We start from the raw sequence: 20844 nt of genomic DNA, 5'->3' as shown, positions 1-20844 counted from the left end.
TATGCCACGAGATAGAGTTTTCTTTTATTCAAGACACGACGGAGCCTGTTACAGCGAAATGATAAAAGCAAAAAAAATATTACAAAGCTTCTCGGTAGATAAAGATTACAACGTTAACGATATAATTGAATTGTATCAAGTTAAACTGTATATCGATAATGAGATTTACCTACAGGAATGGACTGAACATGAACTTGAACAAATAAAGAACAAGGTCAAAGATATTTGGGCACTTATAATTGAATTTTGGAATAGAATCAACAATAGTAATTTGATTGATACTTTTAATCAACTGGAATGCTGGACGCTGCAAGATTCGTTTTGGGAAATCACCTCAATTTTATCTACCTATAAGAACTTCAATAAACCAACTTTTGCGGAACTTTTAAATTCTAAAGATTTTAATATTAGGGCAGTTTTAGCTCAGCAAAAGCTTGTAAAATGTTTTGGCTCAGAGATTCGCATCTACTTGTTGAGCTATAACAAAACAGCCGAATTACTCTTGTCTCAATATGTAGAGAAACACGATAGAGATAAAAAAGAATTGTATTTCCCAAAGAATCTAAGCCTTGCTGACAAAGAAGATATTATCTCCCGATATATCGACTACAAAGATGTGAACTTGAACTTTGTTCGTTTAGTATTAAATATTCGGAAACAGCCTGAATTGGATATATCGGATAAGACCCGCTTAAAGGCTCAAAAACTTGAGGATAAATTAAATCGTGAGCTCCTTGATAAGAATGGAGGTGTTGCTTTCGGGCTTAGTGTTGGCTTTAGTGAATCCTTAGAAGAGCCAGCTAAAATAACTAAGGAGGGAACCACTTATGTTTATGAGTATAGTACAAAACTTATTCTGCAATCAGATACGCCCTTCAAATTACTTACCTTCTTTAACTCATTGTTTTGTTATCTCGATGAACAGCAGTGTATCTCGTTAGTTAGCAAGAACTCTGATTTTTGTACAACTGAAAAGGTATTTATGAGTTCTAAAAACGAATACCCAACAAGCTGGGTATTTGGAAGAAAAGAAAACTTATCCCTAATGCAGATTCTTGCATATGATGATTTACTTCAAAAGAAGCAGAATAGTAATATTGAAGAGATAATTGAATATTATATTGTGGAGCATCTTAATAAATTGGGATTAAAAGGTTTTCGATTTAAACTACCATCAAAAGGTACAACTTACTTTGAGAAAATTAGAACTTTATTAGCTGAATATGATGCTTTGCTAAAGCAGTATAAACTGTTTAAAGAAGATGGAGAGATTGATTTTGACCTCTTACGTATGAGTTCCCGTTCGTATAGCTTAAGTCAAATTCCAAGCTTCATTTCTAAAAAATATTTCTATCTGAATGAGGATAAATTATCACTCCCCTTGTATCTTTTGTTTTCCGACCAATCAGGATTAATATACCTTGAAACATTCAAAAGATGTAAACATAGCTGCCTTTATGATTTATTGGATAAGGAAGAAGTTTTATATGGTGATTATTTGCCACATCAAAGAGATAGATTGCACCATTTATTTGAACAAGGGTATCTTTTCGTTGACCACAATGGTTATATAAGGGGGAAAGATGTAAATCAGTTGTTCATCCTAAAGCAGCTTTACACAGAAGAAGTTCTAAGCTATTGGCATTACGATAAAGAATGCAGAGGTATTATTGAGCAAATGGCACATGATGGAATTTTGTATTCCGAAAGCACCCTTTTTAATAAGCTTGAACAGAGCTATTTTAATTATTACTTAAACAAAAAGGAGTTTACGAATGGATTAGATATTAGAAATAGTTTCATGCACGGCACAAATCCTGATTCTGAAAACACATTGGTTAATTTGTATTATATACTTTTAAAACTGATTGTATTAACTGTACTAAAAATACACGACGACCAATATTTGAAGTTTAAGATAAAAGCACAGAAACATGTTGTTAAAACAGAGTATAAACATTAATTATTTTATTCAATAGCCATTTTTACTATCTACCAGTAAGATACAGCTTGTAGTCAAAGCTTCACAAGAAAATTTTTATCGCAATCAAAGACACATAAGGCCTTATCCCGCCATAAAGGCCTAGCTTCTTACTACTTGTGTGAAATTGTATACGTTTGATATGACTCAATAGCCATGATGTAAAATGGTCATATTAAACAATGCAGGAAAACGAAAATAGAAATATAGAAGAGGCAACAGCAAGGGTGAAAAAGAGGCTCCCTTTGGAAAAAATCCGCTCTATACCCAAGTATAAACATTTGAGTTCTGATGGTTATGAGAAGCTTATGAAAGATTCTGAAACAATTGCTTTGCTAATACTAAAAGCTTTCATGTTGAAAAAATAACTGCACCTGTATTGGATATTTTTGTAATTTTCAAAGATTATTATCCCTGTCCAATATAAAATTCTTCAAGCCATGTATGATTTAAGCCTGTTTAAACAATTTGCTCCACAAGCTCCAAAGAAATTTCATGAGGGAAACAATGCTGTAATTTACACACGTGTATCATCAGCAGACCAAGAAGATAATACCAGCCTTGCCTCACAAAAAAGATTTTGTGAGATGTATGCAAACAAACGCGGCTTAAATGTGGTTGGCTATTTTGGTGGTACTTACGAATCGGCAAAAACCGACGACCGAAAAGAATTCAATCGGATGCTAACCTTTGTAAAGAGGTCAAAAAATATCAGCTACGTGATTGTTTATTCATACGAAAGATTTTCTCGTTCCGGAATCAACGGTGCTTCTATTGCCGATGAACTGCTTAAAAATTACGGCGTAATTACTTTAGCAACAACCCAGGAACTAGATCCAACAACACCATCTGGTTCTTTCCAACAAAAAATACTATTCTTGTTTGGGCAAATGGATAATGAACTCAGGCGCGATAAGGTTGTTACCGGCATGCGTGAAATGTTAATGAAGGGTTATTGGGTTTGGAAACCACCTCGTGGGTATGACGTTTTAAATAAGGGAAGTAAAGCCACAGAACGCCAAATTGTCATTAATAAAGAGGGAGAAATTCTCAAAAAAGCATTTGAGTGGAAAGCGTATTCTGAATTGCCTAATATTGAAATTGTACGAAAGCTTCAAAAACTTGGAGTAAATATCACTGATAAAAAACTACATGAACTATTTATTAATCCTTTCTATTGTGGTTTGATTGTAAGTAAGCTCATTCCAGATAAAGTAGTAGAAGGCAAACATACTCCACTTATCTCAAAGAAATTATTTTTGGCAGCGAATAATATCAGGAATGAGAAACGGGTCCATGGCTTTGTTCATGATATGGATAGAGAAAACCTGCCTTTAAAGGTGTTTACAAAGTGTGAAAAATGTGGTAGCTCGATTACAGGTTATAAGGTAAAAAAGAACGATTTATATTATTATAAATGCAGATCAAAAGGATGTAATGTAAATAGAAGTGCAAAAACTATGCATGATCTATTTCGTAACGTATTAAACATGTTCCAAATTGATCCCGAAACGACCTCTATTATTAAAGTTCAATTGGAAGAACAGATGTCGGGTTTCTTCAAAAGTCAATTAGAAGATGCCAGAGCGTTAAAATTGAGATTGGCAGAAACAAGAAGAAGGGTAGATGCTATTGAAGAACGTTTCGTTATAGGTGAAATAGATCGAGCTCTATACGATAAATTTAGAAATAAATACGAAAAGGAATGTTTTACAATTGAACAAGAATTAAACAAAGTTGGTGGCTATAGTTCGAACCTTAAAAATGTAGTAAATTATGCGGTCGATTTATGTCGGAATCCCATGAAAATGTGGGATTCCAGCGATTTAAACGGGAAGAAGATTTTTCAAAATCTTTTATTCCCTGAAGGAATTTACTACAACCGAGAATTAGACCGAGTTCGAACAACAAGAATCAATTCCTTTTTTACCCTAATCCCTGAAATAGCAAAGGATTTGAGAGAACACAAAAAAAGGGATCACAACAAAATTGATGAGATCCCCCGTTTAGTGGAGCTGGCGGGAGTCGAACCCGCGTCCAAACGAGGAAGCTATAAGCTTTCTACATGTTTATCCCCGACTTAATTTTCGAATAAACGCCGGATCAGGGCCACCAACGTTTACCTTATCTCTTTTAATTTCGCAAAAACGCCAGAGCCTCGTTTATGCTAGCTTCGATTTATTTGCACCACCTGATCGGACCGCTTCAAAGCATTAGCATCCGGGCGATGTCTTGTTCCAAAACCTTGTTTCGGAATTAAGTGTAATCTAAACTGTTAGATTACGCAGCAAGAGCGTAATTATTTTCGCCAATTAAAATTTTGATCATTATTTTCAACGGGTCAACAACCAAAACCCGACATGCTTACTTATCTCTTCTACCCGCTGTCAAAACCAGTCAGCCCCATAGAAGTGGTGCAAAAGTATAAAAATATAGCTAATTGTAAAACGTAAAATCGCGTCCTAAAGTTGCCGGGCAAATTCTTTTATCCAGCTTTTTAATGCTTCGCTTATTTCCGGGTCTTTTAATCCAAACTCCAGGTTGGTTTTAAGGAAGCCCATTTTATCACCAATATCGTATCGTTTTCCGTCGAATTTTAAACCATACATCGGGTGTGTTTTTACCATTTCTCGCATGGCGTCGGTAAGTTGAATTTCGTTGTTTTTACCCGGTGTTGTATTTTCGAGGTAATCGAAAATCTCAGGAGTAAAAATGTACCGGCTTGCAATTGCCAGGTTCGATGGTGCTTCTTCGGGCGATGGTTTTTCAATCCAGCCTTTTGCTTTATAAACGTTGTCATCAACTTTATCTCCATCGATAATACCATAGCGGCTTACCATTTCGGGTTGAACTTCTTCCATAGCAACAACCGATCCACCGTGCTGGTTATATACTTCAACCAATTGTTTCGTTATAGAACCTTTGTTTCCCTGCACCAGCGTGTCGCCCAATAGAACTGCAAAAGGCTCGTTGCCAACGTGGTATTTCGCATGAAGAATAGCGTCGCCCAAGCCGTTCATTTCTTTTTGCCACACAAAGTGAATGTTTGCCAGATTCGAAATGGCTTTTAATTTTTCGAGCATTTCGTAATTGCCCTTTCTTTCCAACGATTCTTCAATAATCGGATTCCGGTCGAAATGCTCCTCAATGGCGCGTTTACCTTTTCCAATGATCATTAAAATGTCGGTAATTCCGCTGGCAACCGCTTCTTCAACAACATATTGAATAACGGGCGTGTCGATGATCGGAATCATTTCTTTGGGTTGCGATTTGGTGGCCGGTAAAAAACGGGTTCCGTAACCTGCTGCGGGTATTACTGCTTTTTTAACCATGTTCTAATTGTTGACAATATTTGGTTTTATAACTTCTATTCCTTTGCTGTTGAGCGTGTTTTGGAGTTTGCTGAACATCGCTCCATCGGTGTAGGTGCCAATTATTGCGCCGCCTGAGCCGGTAAATTTTGCACTTGCTCCAACCGAACGTGCCAGTTCTACCATTTCGATGTTACCCTGCGATACGCGAATGGTTTTTCGACGAAGATCAAAATTCTCATTCATAAGATCGTGCATGCTCTGGTAATCGTTTTTATCGAGCGCAGCTTTAAATTCTTCCGTTATCTGTCGCCAGCGAATCATAGCTTGTAATACTTTTGGGTCGCCAATTTCGAAACGTGCTTTCAAATTATTATGAACCACTTCTGTCCCTTCTGACAGATTTTTTCGATAGGCAATATAAAAGTGAGGAAGATTTTTGGCATTCAATTCTTCGTAATGTCCGTAGCCACGACTTTCCATTAAATCACGGTCAAAATCCATACAAACCGGGCATTGGTATGCCTGTGCAACGCGATCCTGAAGTCCTGCAGCAATGCCTAGTTCTTCGGTTTCAACAGATAGAACCAGGTTGGCAAAAACAGGCTTAGGAATTTCAACATCGTAAAAAAGGCACAAGGCACGCAAACAAGCTGTTATTATTGCACTCGAGCCGGCCAATCCCAGACGAAAAGGAATGTTTGATTTATATCGAATAGTAAAATTCCGGTCGTCGATTTTTATGTTGTTTGCGGTACAGTATTCATAAAAAATCTTGATCATGGCTTTTAGCAAACGCATGCCGCCATAATATCCGGCCAGGTTTACATCGGCCACCAGTTCCTGTATGCTGTTAAAATTTGTTCCGTCTAAACGTTCCGGAAGTATTTGTAATTCGGGTGTTTGATAGAGCTGTACTTTAGCCTCAAAATTTGAAAAAACAAAAGCTATCGTTTTTCCAAAATAACCATCCGATGGATTACCAATAACTGCGGCTCGCGGGTATGAATATGTTTCGAAAATCATTCAGGTTAATTTTTGCCGGTAAAACTAACACTTTTTTAATTTTTTGCGAATGACAACAATTCATACGTTTTGTGTTTGCCTTTCTTATTGAGTTGAAATCAAAATTTCAATTTATCAGGATTTTATTGAGAATGAGAACCAAACGAATGAAGGACATAAAAACACCATCTAAAACCACTTCAACAGTACACTATCTGAAATAAAAATCTTCTACTGTTTTGGATATAGCTGGAGAGAAAAATAGGGTAGGACATAATGGACGCTTTTTTTGATGATGATTGATAATATACAAACCCCTTAACACAAAACCAATCTGATACTAGGTCCTACCCTTAAATTTATCTTTTGTTTTACTAAGCATTGATTGCTTAATTTATAAACAAGTTACAAAATAAAAAGACTAAAAGGAATTCTATTATTGATTTTAACATATTCTGAAACCTGTATATGTCAGTTGAATAAAGGCATTCAGATGAATACTTAAGAAATTGATTTAACAAAATAGATTCGTAAAAAGTGTTAGGATAAAAGGTTATTTAAAATATACTAACAGCCCTATTCCATCAAAAAATATCAATCTACTGTATATCTGTAAAAAGTGGTTTTGCTTAATGTTCCAATGTAAACTTTATCTAAAATCAATCCAGATAAGCTTGTATTTATCAAAAATCAATTTATATTTGCGTCAAACAAATTCGGCAAGAATGAACATTGACAAAAGAAATACTACTTCTTCTATCGCAGCAATCCGTTGCGGAGCAATGTTTATGTCGTCTATGTTTATGTCTATGCGATAGCCTTCATTCGATGGTTATTCGTTGTTTGAAGGCATCTTAAGAAGCGTACTTTTCACAAAAGAAAATTTCAAAAAAAAATATTTTATGTCGGATACAGTTATTCGATTTGGTGGAAGCCATATTGGCAACCAAATAGCGTTACAAAATTTAAAAGTTTATTTAAACGAGAGCAAAAGCCGCAATTTTATTGTGGTTTCGGCAATACCCGGGTTGCTTAGTCTTGTGCAATACAACCTTGAACAGGTATTTCAAAAAGAGCTGGATGAAGAGGAGTTGTTAAATGAAATCTACGGATTTTATATCGGGACAGTCGACGAAAGCCCGTCTGAAGCGTATTTAAAATTGGCCGATCAGCTGGTAGGCTTGTTAAAAGGAATTGGTCTTATTGGCGACTATTCGCGGGCGTTAAAAGACCAGGTGTTGTGTTATGCCGAAAAATTGTCGGTTGAGATTCTGTCGTCGCTTTGGAATGAAGCAAGTATTCTCCATCCCGAAGATATTGATTTGTTGGTGTCTTCCGATTTTGGAAATGCAACTTTCCTTTCGGTCGATACAGATAAACTCAATAAACTGGATGAAGGTGTCTTCCTTGTTCCCGGTACGTTTGGAGTCGATGAGAACAAAAAACTGGCACGAACCGGTAGAACCGCTGCCGATTATACAGCTGCATTTTTGACCAAGGAATTGGGTATCGATACCTTAAAACTTTGGGGTCTCGACAACGATTTTCAGCGGGCTAATCCGGCTATCATCGAGAATCCTGAAATCATTAAGCGACTGACGTATTCAGAGGCCAGTGAGTTGGCATATTTCGAGCACTATTCGTTTCACCCGCGAACCGTTGAGCCGCTGGAACATGCGCATACTCCAATTCTGGTACTGAGCCCAAAAACAGAAGCCGGCGAAGTTGAAACCGTTATTAATACAGAGACCTACGTTGAGGAGCAGATTGTAAAAAGTGTTGCCTGCACCGACGATATTTCGTTGTTAAAACTGGATGGACCGGGTGTTGGTTTAAAGCCGGGTATTCTGGCAAAAGTTACTAACCAATTAAACGATGCCGGATTAAACATTAAGTCGGTAATCACCTCGCAAACGTCAATCAATTTTATCTTAAGTAAAGAAAATGGCGCCAAAGCACTAAAACTCGTGCACAAATTGGGCTTTTCGGCTGTTACAGATATCAAGGTCGTAAGCGACGTAGCGTTGATTGGGATTGTGGGGCACGGAATGCAGCAAGCTTACGGTGTGTCGGCAAAGATATTCGCTGCAGTGGCCAACAACAAAATAAATGTAATACTCAGCGGCTCCGGAGCATCCGACTTAGTAAGTTATTTGGTAGTACAGGAATCCGACAAAGAAAAAAGTGTACGCGAAATTTATAAGGCATTTTTTTAACCCGAAAGATTTTCTTTAAAAGAAAATCAAGTCCCCTTTAGGGGATTTAGGGGTAACAAGTTTTTAACTCAAAAAATTATAACAACATGACTACTCAAAAATTGAATTTCGAAACGCTGCAGTTACATGCAGGACAACAACCTGATTCGGCAACCAACTCGCGTGCAGTGCCGATCTACCAAACATCATCCTATGTTTTTAACGACGCCGATCATGCGGCCAATTTGTTTGCCTTAAAAGAATTTGGCAACATTTATACCCGGATTATGAATCCAACTTCCGATGTGTTCGAGCAGCGTATAGCAGCGCTCGAAGGGGGAGTGGCCGCACTTTCTGTGGCGTCGGGACATGCAGCACAATTCATTGCATTAAATAATATTCTTGATATTGGTGATAATATCGTTTCATCGCCTTATTTGTATGGCGGAACCTACAACCAGTTTAAAGTCACGTTTAAACGACTGGGAATTGAAGCGCGTTTCACCGAAGACCTTGAACCTGAGTCGTTCGAAAAACTGATTGACGAGAATACAAAAGTTATTTACCTGGAAACCATTGGAAATCCGGGTTTTGTAATTCCTGATTTTGATGCGATAGCAGCGGTAGCGAAAAAATACGATATCCCGTTTATTGTTGACAATACGTTTGCCGGCGGTGGTTATTTATTCCGACCTATCGAGCATGGTGCTGACATTGTTGTGGAATCGGCAACCAAATGGATTGGAGGCCACGGAACCAGTATTGGCGGTGTAATTGTTGATGCCGGAACTTACAACTGGGGCAACGGTAAATTTCCCGGTTTCACCGAACCTTCTGAAGGTTACCACGGATTGAAATACTGGGACGTGTTTAATTTCGACGGGCCATTCGGAAACATTGCATTTATTATTAAAGCACGTGTTGAAGGACTGCGTGATTTTGGATCGGCAATCAGTCCGTTTAACTCTTTCCTGTTGCTTCAGGGACTGGAAACACTGTCGCTAAGAATGGATCGCCATGTGGAAAATACACTGGCTGTGGCCAAATGGCTTGAAGCGCATCCAAAAGTGGAGAGCGTAAATTACCCGGGACTGGAAAGCAGCCCGTCGTATGCCAACGCGCAAAAATATTTGCCGAAAGGTGCCGGTGGTGTGCTGTCGTTTAACGTAAAAGGAGATAAGGAAACAGCAAACAACGTGGTAAATAATCTGGAGCTTGTAAGTCACCTTGCTAACGTTGGAGACGCAAAAACCTTGGTCATTCAACCGGCGGCTACAACACACCAGCAATTGTCGGAAGAAGCTCAGGCTGCAGCAGGTGTAACTCCTACTCAGTTGCGAGTAAGTGTTGGTTTGGAACATATTGATGATATTATTGCCGACTTTGAACAAGCTTTAGCTAAAGTTTAACCAGAATAATTCACCTGCTGAATTAAAGTCAGCAGGTGAATAAATATTTTCCAACTTGATAATGTTGGTTAATTTTGCACAAACAGAAAAAAGAAGCGACCAGATTTAAAGTTGGTTCGCCAGCTACGAAAAAAACGACTATAAAATGCCATTAAATATAAACGATAAACTACCGGCAGTTGAAATACTTCGCGAGGAGAATATTTTTGTTATGGATTCTTCACGCGCATCACATCAGGATATACGACCGCTAAAAATCGTGATCTTAAACCTGATGCCACTTAAAATTAATACCGAAACCGATTTGCTTCGTTTGTTGTCAAACTCTCCATTACAAATCGAGATCGACTTTTTAAAAATAAAGGGGCATACACCTAAAAATACACCATCGTCGCATATGGCCGAATTTTACCGGACTTTTGATGAGTTGAGAAACAAAAAATACGATGGAATGATTATTACAGGAGCTCCGGTAGAACAACTCGATTTTGAAGAAGTGACCTATTGGGATGAAATGAAAGAGATCTTCGATTGGGCGGAACATCATGTAACATCATCTCTTTTTATTTGCTGGGCTGCGCAGGCTGCTTTGTTTCATTATTACCAGGTGCCCAAATTCCCACTCGATAAAAAAATGTTTGGCGTTTTCGAACATCGTTTGTCGGACAATACATTGCCGATTTTCAGAGGTTTCGACGATGCCTTTTTTATTCCTCATTCGCGACATACCGAAATTAGAAAAGAAGATATTGAAAAAGTTGATGGTTTGCAGATAATTTCGAGTTCGGAAGAAGCCGGTGTATCAATCGTAAAAGCCAAAAACGGCCGGCAGCTGTTTATTACCGGGCATTCTGAATATTCACGAAATACGCTCGATGGAGAATACAAACGCGATCTGGCTAAAAATTTACCCATCGAAATTCCCAAAAATTACTACCCTGATGATGATGCCTCGCAAACTCCGGTTATGCGCTGGAAATCAACAGCAAATCTGTTGTTCTCCAACTGGTTGAATTATTACGTTTATCAGGAAACACCTTACGACCTGGAACAAATAAATTAAGAACTGAGTGTAACCGGGCTTTCTGTTTCTCTTTTTATCTTGTAACTTTGAAATACGAATTAAAAAATCGAGATAAAATGAAAAATATAGCAGTAGTATTGGCCGGAAACGGTGTTTATGACGGTGCCGAAATTCACGAAGCAACATTAACTTTATTAGCAATTGCGCAGCAGGGGGCAGCCTATCAGTGTTTTGCTCCCGATGTGGATCAGGCACATGTGGTAAACCATATTTCAGGCGAAGAAATGCCTGAAACCCGTAATGTGATGGTTGAAGCTGCCCGTATTGCACGTGGAAACATTAAAGCTTTGTCGGAATATAATGCTGCCGATTACGATGCCATCATTTTTCCGGGTGGATTTGGTGCTGCCAAAAACCTATGCACTTTTGCTTTTGATGGCCCCGATTGTAAAGTAAATCCTGATGTTGAAAAGGCTATAAAAGCCACTGTTGATGCAGAGAAGCCCGTTGGAGCGCTGTGTATTTCGCCGGCAATAATTGCCAAAGTTTTAGGCGATGTAAAACTTACCATTGGCCAGGATAAAGGAACCGCTGATGCGCTGGAATCGTTGGGAGCCACACATGTTACTACAACACATGGCGAAATTGTTGTTGACGAAAAATATAAGGTGATCACAACACCTTGTTACATGCTGGATGCAACTATCACTCAAATTGCTGATGGTGCTTCGAATGTAGTGGCTAAAATTCTGGAGATGGCTTAGTAGAGAAGAGGTTAGTTTACAAAACTGGTTTATGAGTTCAATTCCCTATATCGATATTCACACACATCCGTTTCATAAAGAAGCGGACACTATTACGGTACAAAATATATTTCCGGGCGATGGTTTTGCAGCTTTTAACGGTCGTAATTTTTATTCGGTGGGACTTCATCCCTGGCACATTGGCACGAAAGAGGAAAACAACGAAGCGCTGCAAATGGTGGAGGAAGCGCTCGAATTTGATCATGTAATTTTTGTGGGCGAAGCCGGTCTCGACAAAATTAACGGCGGTGATTTTATTGAACAGTTGAGGGTTTTTGAGGCTCAGGCAGTAATTGCTGAAGAATACCAATATCCGCTGATCATTCATTGTGTTAAAGCAATGAATGAAGTGATGGTATTGCGTGCGAAAATGAATCCGGTAATGCCCTGGATTTTGCACGGGTATAATGGCAGTCTCGAACAGACCAAACAATTGATGGACAAGGGATTTCTATTTTCTTTTGGTAAAAGCCTGTTTCGCGATAATGCAAAAGCAATAGAGTCGTTTAAATACCTTCCTCTAAACAAAATATTCTTCGAAACCGATGAAGTAGACACAAGTGTGGAAGAAGTGTACAAGCAGGCAGCATTGTTAAAAGATACTACCGTTGAGCAACTTCAAGCGGCCGTTTGGAACAATTTCAACCAGATAGAAAATTCGTTGCTGCCGGGAAAAATGTAACCACAATTTCTTTTCTTTGCCACTGTAATAAAAAGCATTAAATAGCATGCACTGGTTAGAACGTACAGAGTTATTATTGGGAGAAGAAAAACTTGCCAAATTGAAGAATGCCAATGTGTTGGTGGTTGGTTTAGGAGGTGTTGGGGCCTATGCGGCAGAACAATTGTGCCGGGCTGGCATTGGAAAAATGACTATCGTGGATGGCGATGTGGTGGAAGAAAGTAACCGAAACCGTCAGCTACCGGCGTTAATTAGTACCAAAGGTTTACCAAAGGCCGAAATTCTGGCCAAACGTTTTTACGATATCAACCCTGATCTGGAATTAATTGTGGTAAATGATTTTATCCGCGATGAAAAAACAATAGAACTGTTACAAAGTCAGCCGTTTGATTATGTAGTTGATGCTATAGACACACTTTCTCCGAAAGTATTTCTGGTTTACCATGCGGTGCAACTGGGATTAAATGTGGTGAGTTCGATGGGCGCCGGTGGAAAAATGGATCCTTCAAAAATAGAAATCACCGATATCAAAAAATCGTACAATTGTAAACTCGCAAAAATGATGCGAAAACGCCTTGGCCGCCTGGGGCTCAAAAAGGGAGTGAAAGTTGTTTTTTCTTCCGAGGAGATTGACGAAAGTGCAGTTCGCCTGGAAGAGGGTCAAAATAAAAAATCGACGGTTGGAACAATTTCATATATGCCGCCACTGTTCGGATGTTTTATTGCGAGCGCCGTTATCCGCGATTTGACAACATAATAATTGTATGTTAAAGAAATATGTTTTTTTTAGTTTGTTAGTTCGAATAAAGGATTACCTTTGGGCTGTTAATTATCGGAAAAGTCTGACAATTAGCATTTTGGTCTTTTTTTATTGATTTTTTAAACCGGACAGATTCTCTTTCTTGTGTTTTTCTCGCGTTATTTCAATCGTTATTTAAGCTTCTTTAATACTGTATTCGAGTAACTCCTGAATGAAAACCATGTTGATAGGTTCCTTCTGGTAGTCAGTAAGAGGATATATTAACTTTAAATTATAGTATTAAAATGAACATTTACATTGGAAATTTGCCTTTCAACATGGGCGAAGAAGATTTGAGAGAAATTTTTGAAGAGTATGGCGAAGTTGCTTCAGCTAAAATTATCATGGATAAATTTACTGGTAGAAGCAAAGGTTTCGGTTTCGTTGAAATGGAAGACGATGCAGAAGCTAACAAAGCTATCGAGGAATTGAACAACGCTGAAGTTGCAGGTCGTAACATCAAAGTTAACGAGTCAAAACCTCGCGAAAACAACAACCGTGGCGGTGGTTACAACCGTGGTGGTGGTGGTTACGGACGTCGTGACCGTTACTAGGATCAGAAAAGAAATTTTTGATAATATAGAAAAGGGATTCAATTTATTTGGATCCCTTTTTGTTTTTATAAGTGCAGAATACAATCTTTTTCTATTTTTGAAATTCAATTCAATCCGATTATAATTATGAGCAATATCGTTTATCTGAACGGAGATTTTATCAATGAGGAACAAGCCAGCATTTCGCCAAACGACAGGGGATTTCTTTTAGCTGATGGTGTATATGAAGTTGCAAAATACTACAATGGAAAGGCTTTCCGTTATAAGGATCATTTGGATCGTTTAAACCGAAGTTTAGATGAAATTGGTATTGATTACGATACTGCTGAGTTGGAATCGGTTTTTATGGAATTGATTAGCCGTAACGATAAGCTTGAGAAACATGCAGGGATTTATCTGCAGATAACCCGAGGTACAGCCAAACGTTCGCACCATTTTCCTGATGATATTAAACCAACTGTGTATGCATATGCATTTGATCTGCCATCGTTTACGGATAAACTGGAAAATGGCATTAAAGTGATCGTGCGCGATGATATTCGCTGGCAACGTTGCGATATCAAGTCGGTATCGTTACTGCCAAATACAATGCTTTATAACGAAGCACACAAAAACGGGGCGGGAGAGTGTATTCTCATCCGCGATGGCCAAGTTACAGAAGCAACACATTCAAGCGTTCTTTGTGTAAAAAATGGAGTGTTAGTAACAAGGCCATTATCGAATCTGATCTTACCCGGAATCACTCGCAAAGTTATATTAGAACTGTGTGCTACAAACAATATTCCGGTTGAAGAACGTCTGTATACAAAAGAAGAACTTTATGAAATGGACGAAGTTTTTGTTGCCGGAACCGGAAGTGAGATCTGCCCTGTTGTCAAAATCGAAGATAAATTGGTTGGTAACAGGAAACCAGGAGAAACAACTCGTTTGCTTCAAAAACTATTTTTTGAGTTGGTGTAATTAGATTTCCAGCTTTAACTGATTAAGATGATGTGCAATTTGTTTTTCGTCGTTTTCTGTGAGCAGCACATCCATTGCTTTAATATTTTCTAAAACTTGTTTTTCATTTCGGGCACCGGCCAGAACGCAAGTGATTCCGGGCTGGTTTAGCGTCCATTTTAAAACCAATTGTGCTAAGGTTGCGTGTTTGGCTTCAGCAATCGGTTTTATTTTATCCAAAAATGTATTAATCCGCGACAAATTAGGCTCTTTAAAAAACGGGGTGGTCGGTCGGTGATCTCCTTCGCTGAATTTATAATCAGCGGTAATCTTTCCTGTTAAAACACCTCTTTGCAGTGGACTGTAAGCAATAATTGCCTTGTAGTTGGTAATACAGTACGGAACCACTTCATCTTCAATATTGCGGTTTACCATACTGTACGGAACCTGGTTCGATGAAAGCTTGAAATACTTCTCAGCTTTTTCCATTTCACTCATGGAATAATTGCTAACGCCACCGGCACGAATTTTCCCCTGATCTTTCAGAATTTCCAGTGCCTCCATGGTTTCTTCCACTGGTGTAGAACTATCGGGCCAGTGTTGCTGAAAAAGATCGATATAATCGGTTCCCAAACGCTTTAGACAATCTTCACACTCCTTTATCACACTTTCTTTGCTGCCCAGACGGTACAGACTGACTTGATTTCCCTGGTTGTCAAAAGTCTTTTCATAATGAACATGACCGGATTTTCGATCCCATACCAATCCAAATTTAGTTAACAGCTCAACTTTACTTCGTTTGCCTTTTATGGCTTTCCCAACGAATTCTTCACTCTGCCCAAAACCATAAACCGGTGCAGTGTCAATAGTAGTCATTCCGTTTGCAATGGCTGCTTCAATGGCTTTTACCGACTCCTTTTCCTCGGCTCCGCCCCAAAACCATCCGCCAATGGCCCAGGCTCCAAAAGTTATTGGTGTAATTTTTACGTCTGATGAAGGTAACTGTACTTTATCCATTATTTTGACTTTTCGGGTGACAATATCACGGGAAGTTAGGGATAAAATTTAACTTATCGAAGACCAGTCGAAACTCGTATCTTTCGACGAAAGTAAGTTGTTTAATAAGAGCTGGTTCTGTTCTTTTTGTAAAAACGGATCGTCGTCGAGAATATCGTTGGCGGTATTTCGGGCAAGCTGTAAAATTTCACCGTCTTTACCGAGGTTGGCAATTTTCAGGTCGAAACCCATGCCACTTTGTTGCGTGCCTTCCAAGTCGCCGGGACCACGTAATTTCATGTCAACTTCCGCAATTTCAAAACCATCGTTGGTGCGTACCATTGTTTCCAGTCGTTTGCGGCTTTCGGTGCTTATTTTGTACGACGACATTAAAATACAATACGATTGTTCGGCTCCACGTCCCACACGACCACGTAACTGGTGTAACTGCGACAATCCAAATCGTTCGGCACTTTCAATTACCATAACCGCAGCATTTGGCACATCAACACCGACTTCAATAACCGTTGTGGCAACCATAATCTGGGTATCGCCACGTTTAAATGCCTGCATGGCATTCTCTTTAATATTGGGTTTCATCTTCCCGTGAACCATGCTGATTTTATAATCCGGGAATGTCTCCGAAATATGACGATAACCTTCTTCCAGATTTTTCAGGTCCATTTTTTCCGATTCGGAAATAAGCGGATAAACTATGTAAACCTGAGTGCCCTTTTCAATTTGTTGCTGCAAAAAACGGTTTAACTGTGCTCTTCTGTTCTCGAAAAAGTGCATGGTTTGAATCGGTTTACGTCCGGGAGGAAGCTCATCGATAATCGATACATCCAGATCGCCGTATACCGTCATAGCCAGGGTTCGCGGAATTGGAGTAGCTGTCATTACCAAAATATGAGGCGGAATCAAATCATTCTTTTTCCAGAGTTTGGCACGTTGCGCTACACCAAAACGGTGTTGCTCGTCAACGATGACAAGTCCCAATCGTTTAAAATTAACCGTATCCTCAATTAGCGCGTGTGTGCCGATTATAATTTGCATGGCTCCCGATTGCAAAGCCTCGTGTATTTCCCGGCGCTGCTTAACTTTTGTCGACCCTGTTAACAAGCCTACATTTATTCCCATGCCGTCCACCATTCTGGAAATCGACTGGTAATGCTGCTGTGCAAGAATTTCGGTTGGTGCCATTAAACAACTCTGAAACTCGTTGTCCATCGCCAGTAGCATCGTCATCAGTGCAACCAGCGTTTTTCCGCTTCCCACATCGCCTTGCAACAGGCGGTTCATTTGCGATGTTCCGTTAACATCACGGCGGATTTCTTTTATCACCTTTTTCTGCGCATTGGTGAGATTAAATGGCAGGTATTTCTCGTAAAACGTATTAAAATTATACCCAACCTTTTCGAAATGAAAACCTTTAAACTTCTCATTTCGGTTATGTTTTATCGCAAGAATTTTTAACTGAATGAAAAACAGTTCCTCGAATTTTAAACGGAACGTTGCGTTTTTTAGCTCCATAGTTTTTTCCGGCTTGTGAATGGCCGAAAGTGCCTGCTCAAGCGGCATAAGTTTAAGTTGCGTGGTCAGATAATCTGGCAAGGTATCTTTAATCTTACCTTTTACCAGCCCCAAAAGCGTCAATTGGAATTTATTGATCGTTTTCGAGGTAAGAAAATGTTTTTTCATTTTCTCTGTCGTATTGTAATGCCCCTGAAACAGTCCGATTGGTTTTAACTGAATTTCTTCTTCAGTTTCCATCTCGGGGTGCACCACACTAATTCTTCCGCCAAACAAAGCCGGTTTGCCAAAAACGATGTACGTTTTTCCGGCCAGGAGATGCTCTTTTTGCCATTTTATTGCTCTGAACCACACCAGTTCAATGGTGCCCGTATCATCTGAAAAACGCCCCACCAGACGTTGTTTTGCTCCGGTGCCAACGGTTTCCATTGCTCGCAAGGTGCCTTTCACCTGGATGTAAGCCATTTCTGTATTAATATCCGAGATCTTATAAAATTTGGTACGGTCGATGTATTTATACGGATAATAATAAATCAAGTCTCTGAACGTTTTAATCTTCAGTTCCTTGAACAATATATCCGCACGTTTTGGGCCAACGCCGGGTAAGAATTTTATTTCCTGATCGAGAAAATCTGGCATGCAGCAAATATACATAATCACCGAAAGTGCAACAACAAGCCGTTAAAATGAAACAATAAAAAATATTGACTTAGCCGGGATCAAATTAAAAATCGGAATAATTTTTGTTAACAATTGAAAAGTATTTTATGATAATAAATCTTAAAAAATCATATAACCTATTATTTAGCAAACGGAAAACTTTATATTTACTCATCGTTCTGTTTCACTATTTGTAATGAAGCAGAATTGAAAACTACCAATACATTAAAACAAAGCCAATGAAAGAGAAAATTATCCATGTTGAGAACATCGTAAAAACTTATAAGGTCGGAACGCAGGAAGTTAAAGCACTTCGTTCAGTTTCCATTGATATTTACAAGGGCGAGTATGTTGCCATTATGGGAGCCTCGGGATCGGGGAAATCAACACTGATGAATATTATCGGTTGTTTAGATACCCCAACCAGTGGAAAATATGTGCTGAATGGGAAAGATGTAAGCAGCCTGTCGGACGATCGTTTGGCCGAAATCAGAAACTCTGAGATTGGGTTTGTTTTTCAGGTATTTAACCTGCTTCCCCGAAACTCTGCACTCGAAAATGTAATGCTACCGCTTGTTTATGCCGGCAAACGTAAAGCCGAACGTAAAAAAATGGCCGAAGCAACCTTGGTTGATGTTGGTTTGCAAGACCGTATGGAGCACAAACCAAATGAACTTTCCGGTGGTCAGCGTCAGCGTGTGGCAATTGCAAGAGCATTGGTGAATAATCCTGCCTTGCTTTTAGCCGATGAACCTACGGGAAACCTCGATTCAAAAATATCAGAAGAGATTATGAAACTGTTTGCCGATATACACCGAAAAGGAAATACGCTGGTTATGGTAACACACGAAGAAGATATTGCCATGCACGCGCATCGTATTATTAGGTTAAAAGATGGGGAAGTTGAGTCGGATGTGATTAATGAGAATCCGATTTATTAACTTTGCAATTGTTTACAACAGCATATCCCGAATGGTAAACATCTCGGGATTTTTTATGTTTCAAAATTTGTAAAAGAACGATAAAATGTCAGGAGAATTTAAAATATATACAAAAACCGGCGATGATGGAACTACCGGCCTTGTTGGTGGCAGTCGTGTAAAAAAATACGATCTGCGTTTGGAAAGTTATGGTACCGTTGATGAATTGAATGCATGCATCGGAGTTATTCGATCGTTCGAAATTGGTGCCGACGTTCAGGAATTGCTTCTGAAAATTCAGAATAAACTTTTCAACATAGGTTCGCGGCTGGCTTCGGATGAAAAAGGGGAGGAATTTACAGCACAACTGATTATAAAAGCAGAAGATATTGAAATGCTTGAAAAAGCAATCGATGCCTATCATGAGGAGCTTCCTGAATTACGAAACTTTATACTTCCCGGCGGAGAACTGTCAGCAGCTCAATGCCATATGGCGCGAACAATTTGCAGAAGGGCAGAACGCCGAATTGTAGAATTTTCGGAACAAACACCTGTACAACCTGAATTGATAAAATTCATTAATCGTCTTTCTGATTATCTTTTTGTTCTGGCACGAAAACTTAGTCACGACAAAGGCGTAGACGAAACAAACTGGGAGTATTAATATTTTTTTTTACTGAAAGTTTTTTCGTATTGTTTTTTTGTTATATTCGCGCCAAATAAAAAAATCGAGTTTAACCACGTAAAATTTAGGCACATGTATTGGACTCTGGAATTAGCATCGAAATTGGAAGATGCGCCCTGGCCGGCAACAAAAGACGAATTAATTGATTATGCAATACGTTCAGGCGCTCCGCTTGAAGTAATTGAAAATTTGCAGGAGATTGAGGACGAGGGGGAGATGTATGAAAGCATCGAGGATATTTGGCCGGATTATCCTAGCAAAGATGATTTCTTTTTTAACGAAGATGAATATTAAGAATTGAAAAAGATATTAAAAAGCACGCGTCGGATGACGGGTGCTTTTTTTGTCCTTTTCTACAGGCTTAACGTTTTCCAGCCGTCCTTGAGATAGTCTGATAACGGAATTCCCATCCCTTTCACATCAACACCAAGTTCAGCCAGTTTCTCGTCAACTCCATACATTTTAGCACAGTATAAACAGGCTTCTGTTTTAACACCTGCTTCCTGCATCTTTTTTATGTAATCCTGAATCATTTCATTTTCAGCGGTAAGTTTAGCCGACGGTCCCCAGATAATCAGAACTACTTCATCAAACCAACCTTGTTTTTTGGCGTTGTAAGTGTACATAAATGCCATTTTTTCGGCCACTTCCGGATCGCCACTGGTCCATAATACCGCCAGTTTATTTTTATTTTCTTCCATCGATTTGTTATTTGTTGCCATTGTTACACTGCAAAGCAGGATTAAAAGTAATAGTACTACATTACGTTTCATAATATTAGGTTTTAAATGTGTTTTGCTATTTCTTTAATCGGAATTAAATCGAATTCCGAGTACTCGGTCAACTTGCTTTTCGCGATAAATTCTTTATTCAATAAAAACAGTTTACTGTTGAATTTATCTTGCGGAAAAGTGTTTTCTTCCGAGAACTCTTCCATGTCAAATTCGGTAAAATTGAGTTCGCAAGCCGATAATTCCCAGCCATTTTCTTCGTTCATGAATAACAACGGCAAACCGTGTGTTCTGCAGATTATAGGACGTTCTTCATAAATCTCACATTTGTGATTATTCAGAAAAATACAACTCGATTCATCGTTGTTACTATTTATAACCGGTTTCTTTTCGCCCTTTTTCAGAGCTTCAACAATGCTGTAAAATTCTACAGGAAAGATACTGTAATCCATACAGCACAGGTCGCAACCCGCTTTACACATCATGTGATTTTTGTGTTGCTCTTCCAGTTTGTTTGATAAGGTATCAATGTCGTTTCGTAATGTTTTGTAAGCTCTAAATTCCATAATATTTCAATCATTTTCACAATTACAAAGGTAAGGAAACAAAAGAAAGGT

The 20844-nt window shown here is 38.9% G+C and carries 19 protein-coding genes, 1 other RNA gene and 1 pseudogene; 14 read left to right on the top strand and 7 right to left on the bottom strand.

All coding sequences use genetic code 11. The features are described from left to right. Position 1: 1 nt before the first annotated feature. The 3 genes and pseudogenes from SLH46_RS11110 to SLH46_RS21695 form a co-directional block, all read left to right on the top strand. On the top strand, positions 2-1963 hold the full coding sequence (locus SLH46_RS11110) for a hypothetical protein (protein ID WP_320281254.1): 1962 nt from the start codon (positions 2-4) through the stop codon (positions 1961-1963). A 200-nt stretch (positions 1964-2163) separates the two neighbouring features. Continuing rightward, positions 2164-2349 (top strand): hypothetical protein, encoded by a 186-nt coding sequence (locus SLH46_RS11105; RefSeq protein WP_303925669.1) that lies wholly within the window; start codon positions 2164-2166, stop codon positions 2347-2349. A 72-nt stretch (positions 2350-2421) separates the two neighbouring features. Continuing rightward, positions 2422-3255 (top strand): annotated as a pseudogene (locus SLH46_RS21695) (recombinase family protein); the annotation flags it as partial. A gap of 733 nt (positions 3256-3988) precedes the next feature. On the opposite strand, the gene ssrA reads toward SLH46_RS21695, so the two are convergent. The 3 genes from ssrA to SLH46_RS11090 all read right to left on the bottom strand — a co-directional run bounded on the left by ssrA (position 3989) and on the right by SLH46_RS11090 (position 6318). Beyond that, positions 3989-4386: a transfer-messenger RNA gene (ssrA, locus tag SLH46_RS11100) on the bottom strand. A 57-nt stretch (positions 4387-4443) separates the two neighbouring features. Then, the gene (gene galU, locus SLH46_RS11095; protein ID WP_320281253.1) at positions 4444-5313 is read right to left on the bottom strand and encodes a UTP--glucose-1-phosphate uridylyltransferase GalU; all 870 of its coding nucleotides are present in this window, start codon (positions 5311-5313) and stop codon (positions 4444-4446) included. Positions 5314-5316: 3 nt separating this feature from the next. Next, the gene (locus SLH46_RS11090; RefSeq protein ID WP_320281252.1) at positions 5317-6318 is read right to left on the bottom strand and encodes a mevalonate kinase family protein; all 1002 of its coding nucleotides are present in this window, start codon (positions 6316-6318) and stop codon (positions 5317-5319) included. Positions 6319-7199: 881 nt separating this feature from the next. On the opposite strand from SLH46_RS11090, the gene SLH46_RS11085 reads away from it, so the two are divergent. The 8 genes from SLH46_RS11085 (at position 7200) to dat (ending at position 14723) form a co-directional block, all read left to right on the top strand. After that, on the top strand, positions 7200-8513 hold the full coding sequence (locus SLH46_RS11085) for an ACT domain-containing protein (protein WP_320281251.1): 1314 nt from the start codon (positions 7200-7202) through the stop codon (positions 8511-8513). Positions 8514-8599: 86 nt separating this feature from the next. After that, complete coding sequence (locus tag SLH46_RS11080; RefSeq protein WP_320281250.1) at positions 8600-9901, top strand: O-acetylhomoserine aminocarboxypropyltransferase/cysteine synthase family protein; 1302 nt, start codon at positions 8600-8602, stop codon at positions 9899-9901. Positions 9902-10046: 145 nt separating this feature from the next. Further along, a complete protein-coding gene (gene metA, locus SLH46_RS11075; protein ID WP_320281249.1) occupies positions 10047-10964 on the top strand; it encodes a homoserine O-acetyltransferase MetA in 918 nt (305 codons plus the stop codon). 77 nt (positions 10965-11041) lie between these two features. Continuing rightward, positions 11042-11689 carry an isoprenoid biosynthesis glyoxalase ElbB gene (gene elbB / locus SLH46_RS11070; RefSeq protein ID WP_320281248.1) on the top strand — a complete coding sequence of 216 codons (648 nt, stop codon included), beginning with the start codon at positions 11042-11044 and terminating at the stop codon, positions 11687-11689. 31 nt (positions 11690-11720) lie between these two features. Next, positions 11721-12410, top strand: coding sequence for a TatD family hydrolase (locus SLH46_RS11065; protein WP_320281247.1), 690 nt, complete (start codon positions 11721-11723; stop codon positions 12408-12410). A 46-nt stretch (positions 12411-12456) separates the two neighbouring features. Continuing rightward, on the top strand, positions 12457-13167 hold the full coding sequence (locus tag SLH46_RS11060) for a tRNA threonylcarbamoyladenosine dehydratase (RefSeq protein WP_320281246.1): 711 nt from the start codon (positions 12457-12459) through the stop codon (positions 13165-13167). Between the two features lie 287 nt (positions 13168-13454). After that, positions 13455-13763 (top strand): RNA recognition motif domain-containing protein, encoded by a 309-nt coding sequence (locus SLH46_RS11055; RefSeq protein WP_320281245.1) that lies wholly within the window; start codon positions 13455-13457, stop codon positions 13761-13763. A 126-nt stretch (positions 13764-13889) separates the two neighbouring features. Beyond that, a complete protein-coding gene (gene dat / locus SLH46_RS11050; protein ID WP_320281244.1) occupies positions 13890-14723 on the top strand; it encodes a D-amino-acid transaminase in 834 nt (277 codons plus the stop codon). Here dat and SLH46_RS11045 read toward each other — a convergent pair whose 3' ends face one another. Beyond that, a complete protein-coding gene (locus SLH46_RS11045) occupies positions 14724-15719 on the bottom strand; it encodes an aldo/keto reductase (protein ID WP_320281243.1) in 996 nt (331 codons plus the stop codon). Positions 15720-15767: 48 nt separating this feature from the next. Further along, positions 15768-17870: an ATP-dependent DNA helicase RecG gene (recG, locus tag SLH46_RS11040; protein ID WP_320281242.1), complete on the bottom strand. Its 2103-nt coding sequence runs from the start codon at positions 17868-17870 to the stop codon at positions 15768-15770. 260 nt (positions 17871-18130) lie between these two features. Between recG and SLH46_RS11035 the strand changes: the two genes are divergently transcribed. The 3 genes from SLH46_RS11035 (at position 18131) to SLH46_RS11025 (ending at position 19790) form a co-directional block, all read left to right on the top strand. Then, a complete protein-coding gene (locus SLH46_RS11035) occupies positions 18131-18832 on the top strand; it encodes an ABC transporter ATP-binding protein (RefSeq protein WP_320281241.1) in 702 nt (233 codons plus the stop codon). 85 nt (positions 18833-18917) lie between these two features. Beyond that, complete coding sequence (locus SLH46_RS11030) at positions 18918-19475, top strand: cob(I)yrinic acid a,c-diamide adenosyltransferase (protein WP_320281240.1); 558 nt, start codon at positions 18918-18920, stop codon at positions 19473-19475. A gap of 93 nt (positions 19476-19568) precedes the next feature. Then, on the top strand, positions 19569-19790 hold the full coding sequence (locus tag SLH46_RS11025) for a DUF2795 domain-containing protein (RefSeq protein WP_038562297.1): 222 nt from the start codon (positions 19569-19571) through the stop codon (positions 19788-19790). Positions 19791-19849: 59 nt separating this feature from the next. Here SLH46_RS11025 and SLH46_RS11020 read toward each other — a convergent pair whose 3' ends face one another. Both SLH46_RS11020 and SLH46_RS11015 read right to left on the bottom strand, forming a co-directional pair. Continuing rightward, the gene (locus SLH46_RS11020) at positions 19850-20269 is read right to left on the bottom strand and encodes a DsrE family protein (protein ID WP_320281239.1); all 420 of its coding nucleotides are present in this window, start codon (positions 20267-20269) and stop codon (positions 19850-19852) included. A gap of 11 nt (positions 20270-20280) precedes the next feature. After that, positions 20281-20793: a YkgJ family cysteine cluster protein gene (locus SLH46_RS11015; RefSeq protein WP_320281238.1), complete on the bottom strand. Its 513-nt coding sequence runs from the start codon at positions 20791-20793 to the stop codon at positions 20281-20283. Between the last annotated feature and the right edge of the window lie 51 nt (positions 20794-20844).

The sequence above is a fragment of the Draconibacterium sp. IB214405 genome, from assembly GCF_033963885.1.
In the GTDB taxonomy this organism is placed as follows: domain Bacteria; phylum Bacteroidota; class Bacteroidia; order Bacteroidales; family Prolixibacteraceae; genus Draconibacterium.
This window is presented reverse-complemented; position numbering and strand designations above follow the sequence as displayed.

Bases quoted from the DNA above. Each gene is read 5' to 3' on its own strand.
- galU (WP_320281253.1), bottom strand. From the start codon at position 5,313: ATGGTTAAAAAAGCAGTAATACCCGCAGCAGGTTACGGAACCCGTTTT.
- SLH46_RS11035 (WP_320281241.1), top strand. From the start codon at position 18,131: ATGAAAGAGAAAATTATCCATGTTGAGAACATCGTAAAAACTTATAAG.
- elbB (WP_320281248.1), top strand. From the start codon at position 11,042: ATGAAAAATATAGCAGTAGTATTGGCCGGAAACGGTGTTTATGACGGT.
- SLH46_RS11080 (WP_320281250.1), top strand. From the start codon at position 8,600: ATGACTACTCAAAAATTGAATTTCGAAACGCTGCAGTTACATGCAGGA.
- SLH46_RS11025 (WP_038562297.1), top strand. From the start codon at position 19,569: ATGTATTGGACTCTGGAATTAGCATCGAAATTGGAAGATGCGCCCTGG.
- SLH46_RS11090 (WP_320281252.1), bottom strand. From the start codon at position 6,318: ATGATTTTCGAAACATATTCATACCCGCGAGCCGCAGTTATTGGTAAT.
- SLH46_RS11065 (WP_320281247.1), top strand. From the start codon at position 11,721: ATGAGTTCAATTCCCTATATCGATATTCACACACATCCGTTTCATAAA.
- dat (WP_320281244.1), top strand. From the start codon at position 13,890: ATGAGCAATATCGTTTATCTGAACGGAGATTTTATCAATGAGGAACAA.
- SLH46_RS11055 (WP_320281245.1), top strand. From the start codon at position 13,455: ATGAACATTTACATTGGAAATTTGCCTTTCAACATGGGCGAAGAAGAT.
- SLH46_RS11105 (WP_303925669.1), top strand. From the start codon at position 2,164: ATGCAGGAAAACGAAAATAGAAATATAGAAGAGGCAACAGCAAGGGTG.
- SLH46_RS11110 (WP_320281254.1), top strand. From the start codon at position 2: ATGCCACGAGATAGAGTTTTCTTTTATTCAAGACACGACGGAGCCTGT.
- SLH46_RS11085 (WP_320281251.1), top strand. From the start codon at position 7,200: ATGTCGGATACAGTTATTCGATTTGGTGGAAGCCATATTGGCAACCAA.
- metA (WP_320281249.1), top strand. From the start codon at position 10,047: ATGCCATTAAATATAAACGATAAACTACCGGCAGTTGAAATACTTCGC.
- SLH46_RS11020 (WP_320281239.1), bottom strand. From the start codon at position 20,269: ATGAAACGTAATGTAGTACTATTACTTTTAATCCTGCTTTGCAGTGTA.
- SLH46_RS11060 (WP_320281246.1), top strand. From the start codon at position 12,457: ATGCACTGGTTAGAACGTACAGAGTTATTATTGGGAGAAGAAAAACTT.
- recG (WP_320281242.1), bottom strand. From the start codon at position 17,870: ATGCCAGATTTTCTCGATCAGGAAATAAAATTCTTACCCGGCGTTGGC.
- SLH46_RS11045 (WP_320281243.1), bottom strand. From the start codon at position 15,719: ATGGATAAAGTACAGTTACCTTCATCAGACGTAAAAATTACACCAATA.
- SLH46_RS11015 (WP_320281238.1), bottom strand. From the start codon at position 20,793: ATGGAATTTAGAGCTTACAAAACATTACGAAACGACATTGATACCTTA.
- SLH46_RS11030 (WP_320281240.1), top strand. From the start codon at position 18,918: ATGTCAGGAGAATTTAAAATATATACAAAAACCGGCGATGATGGAACT.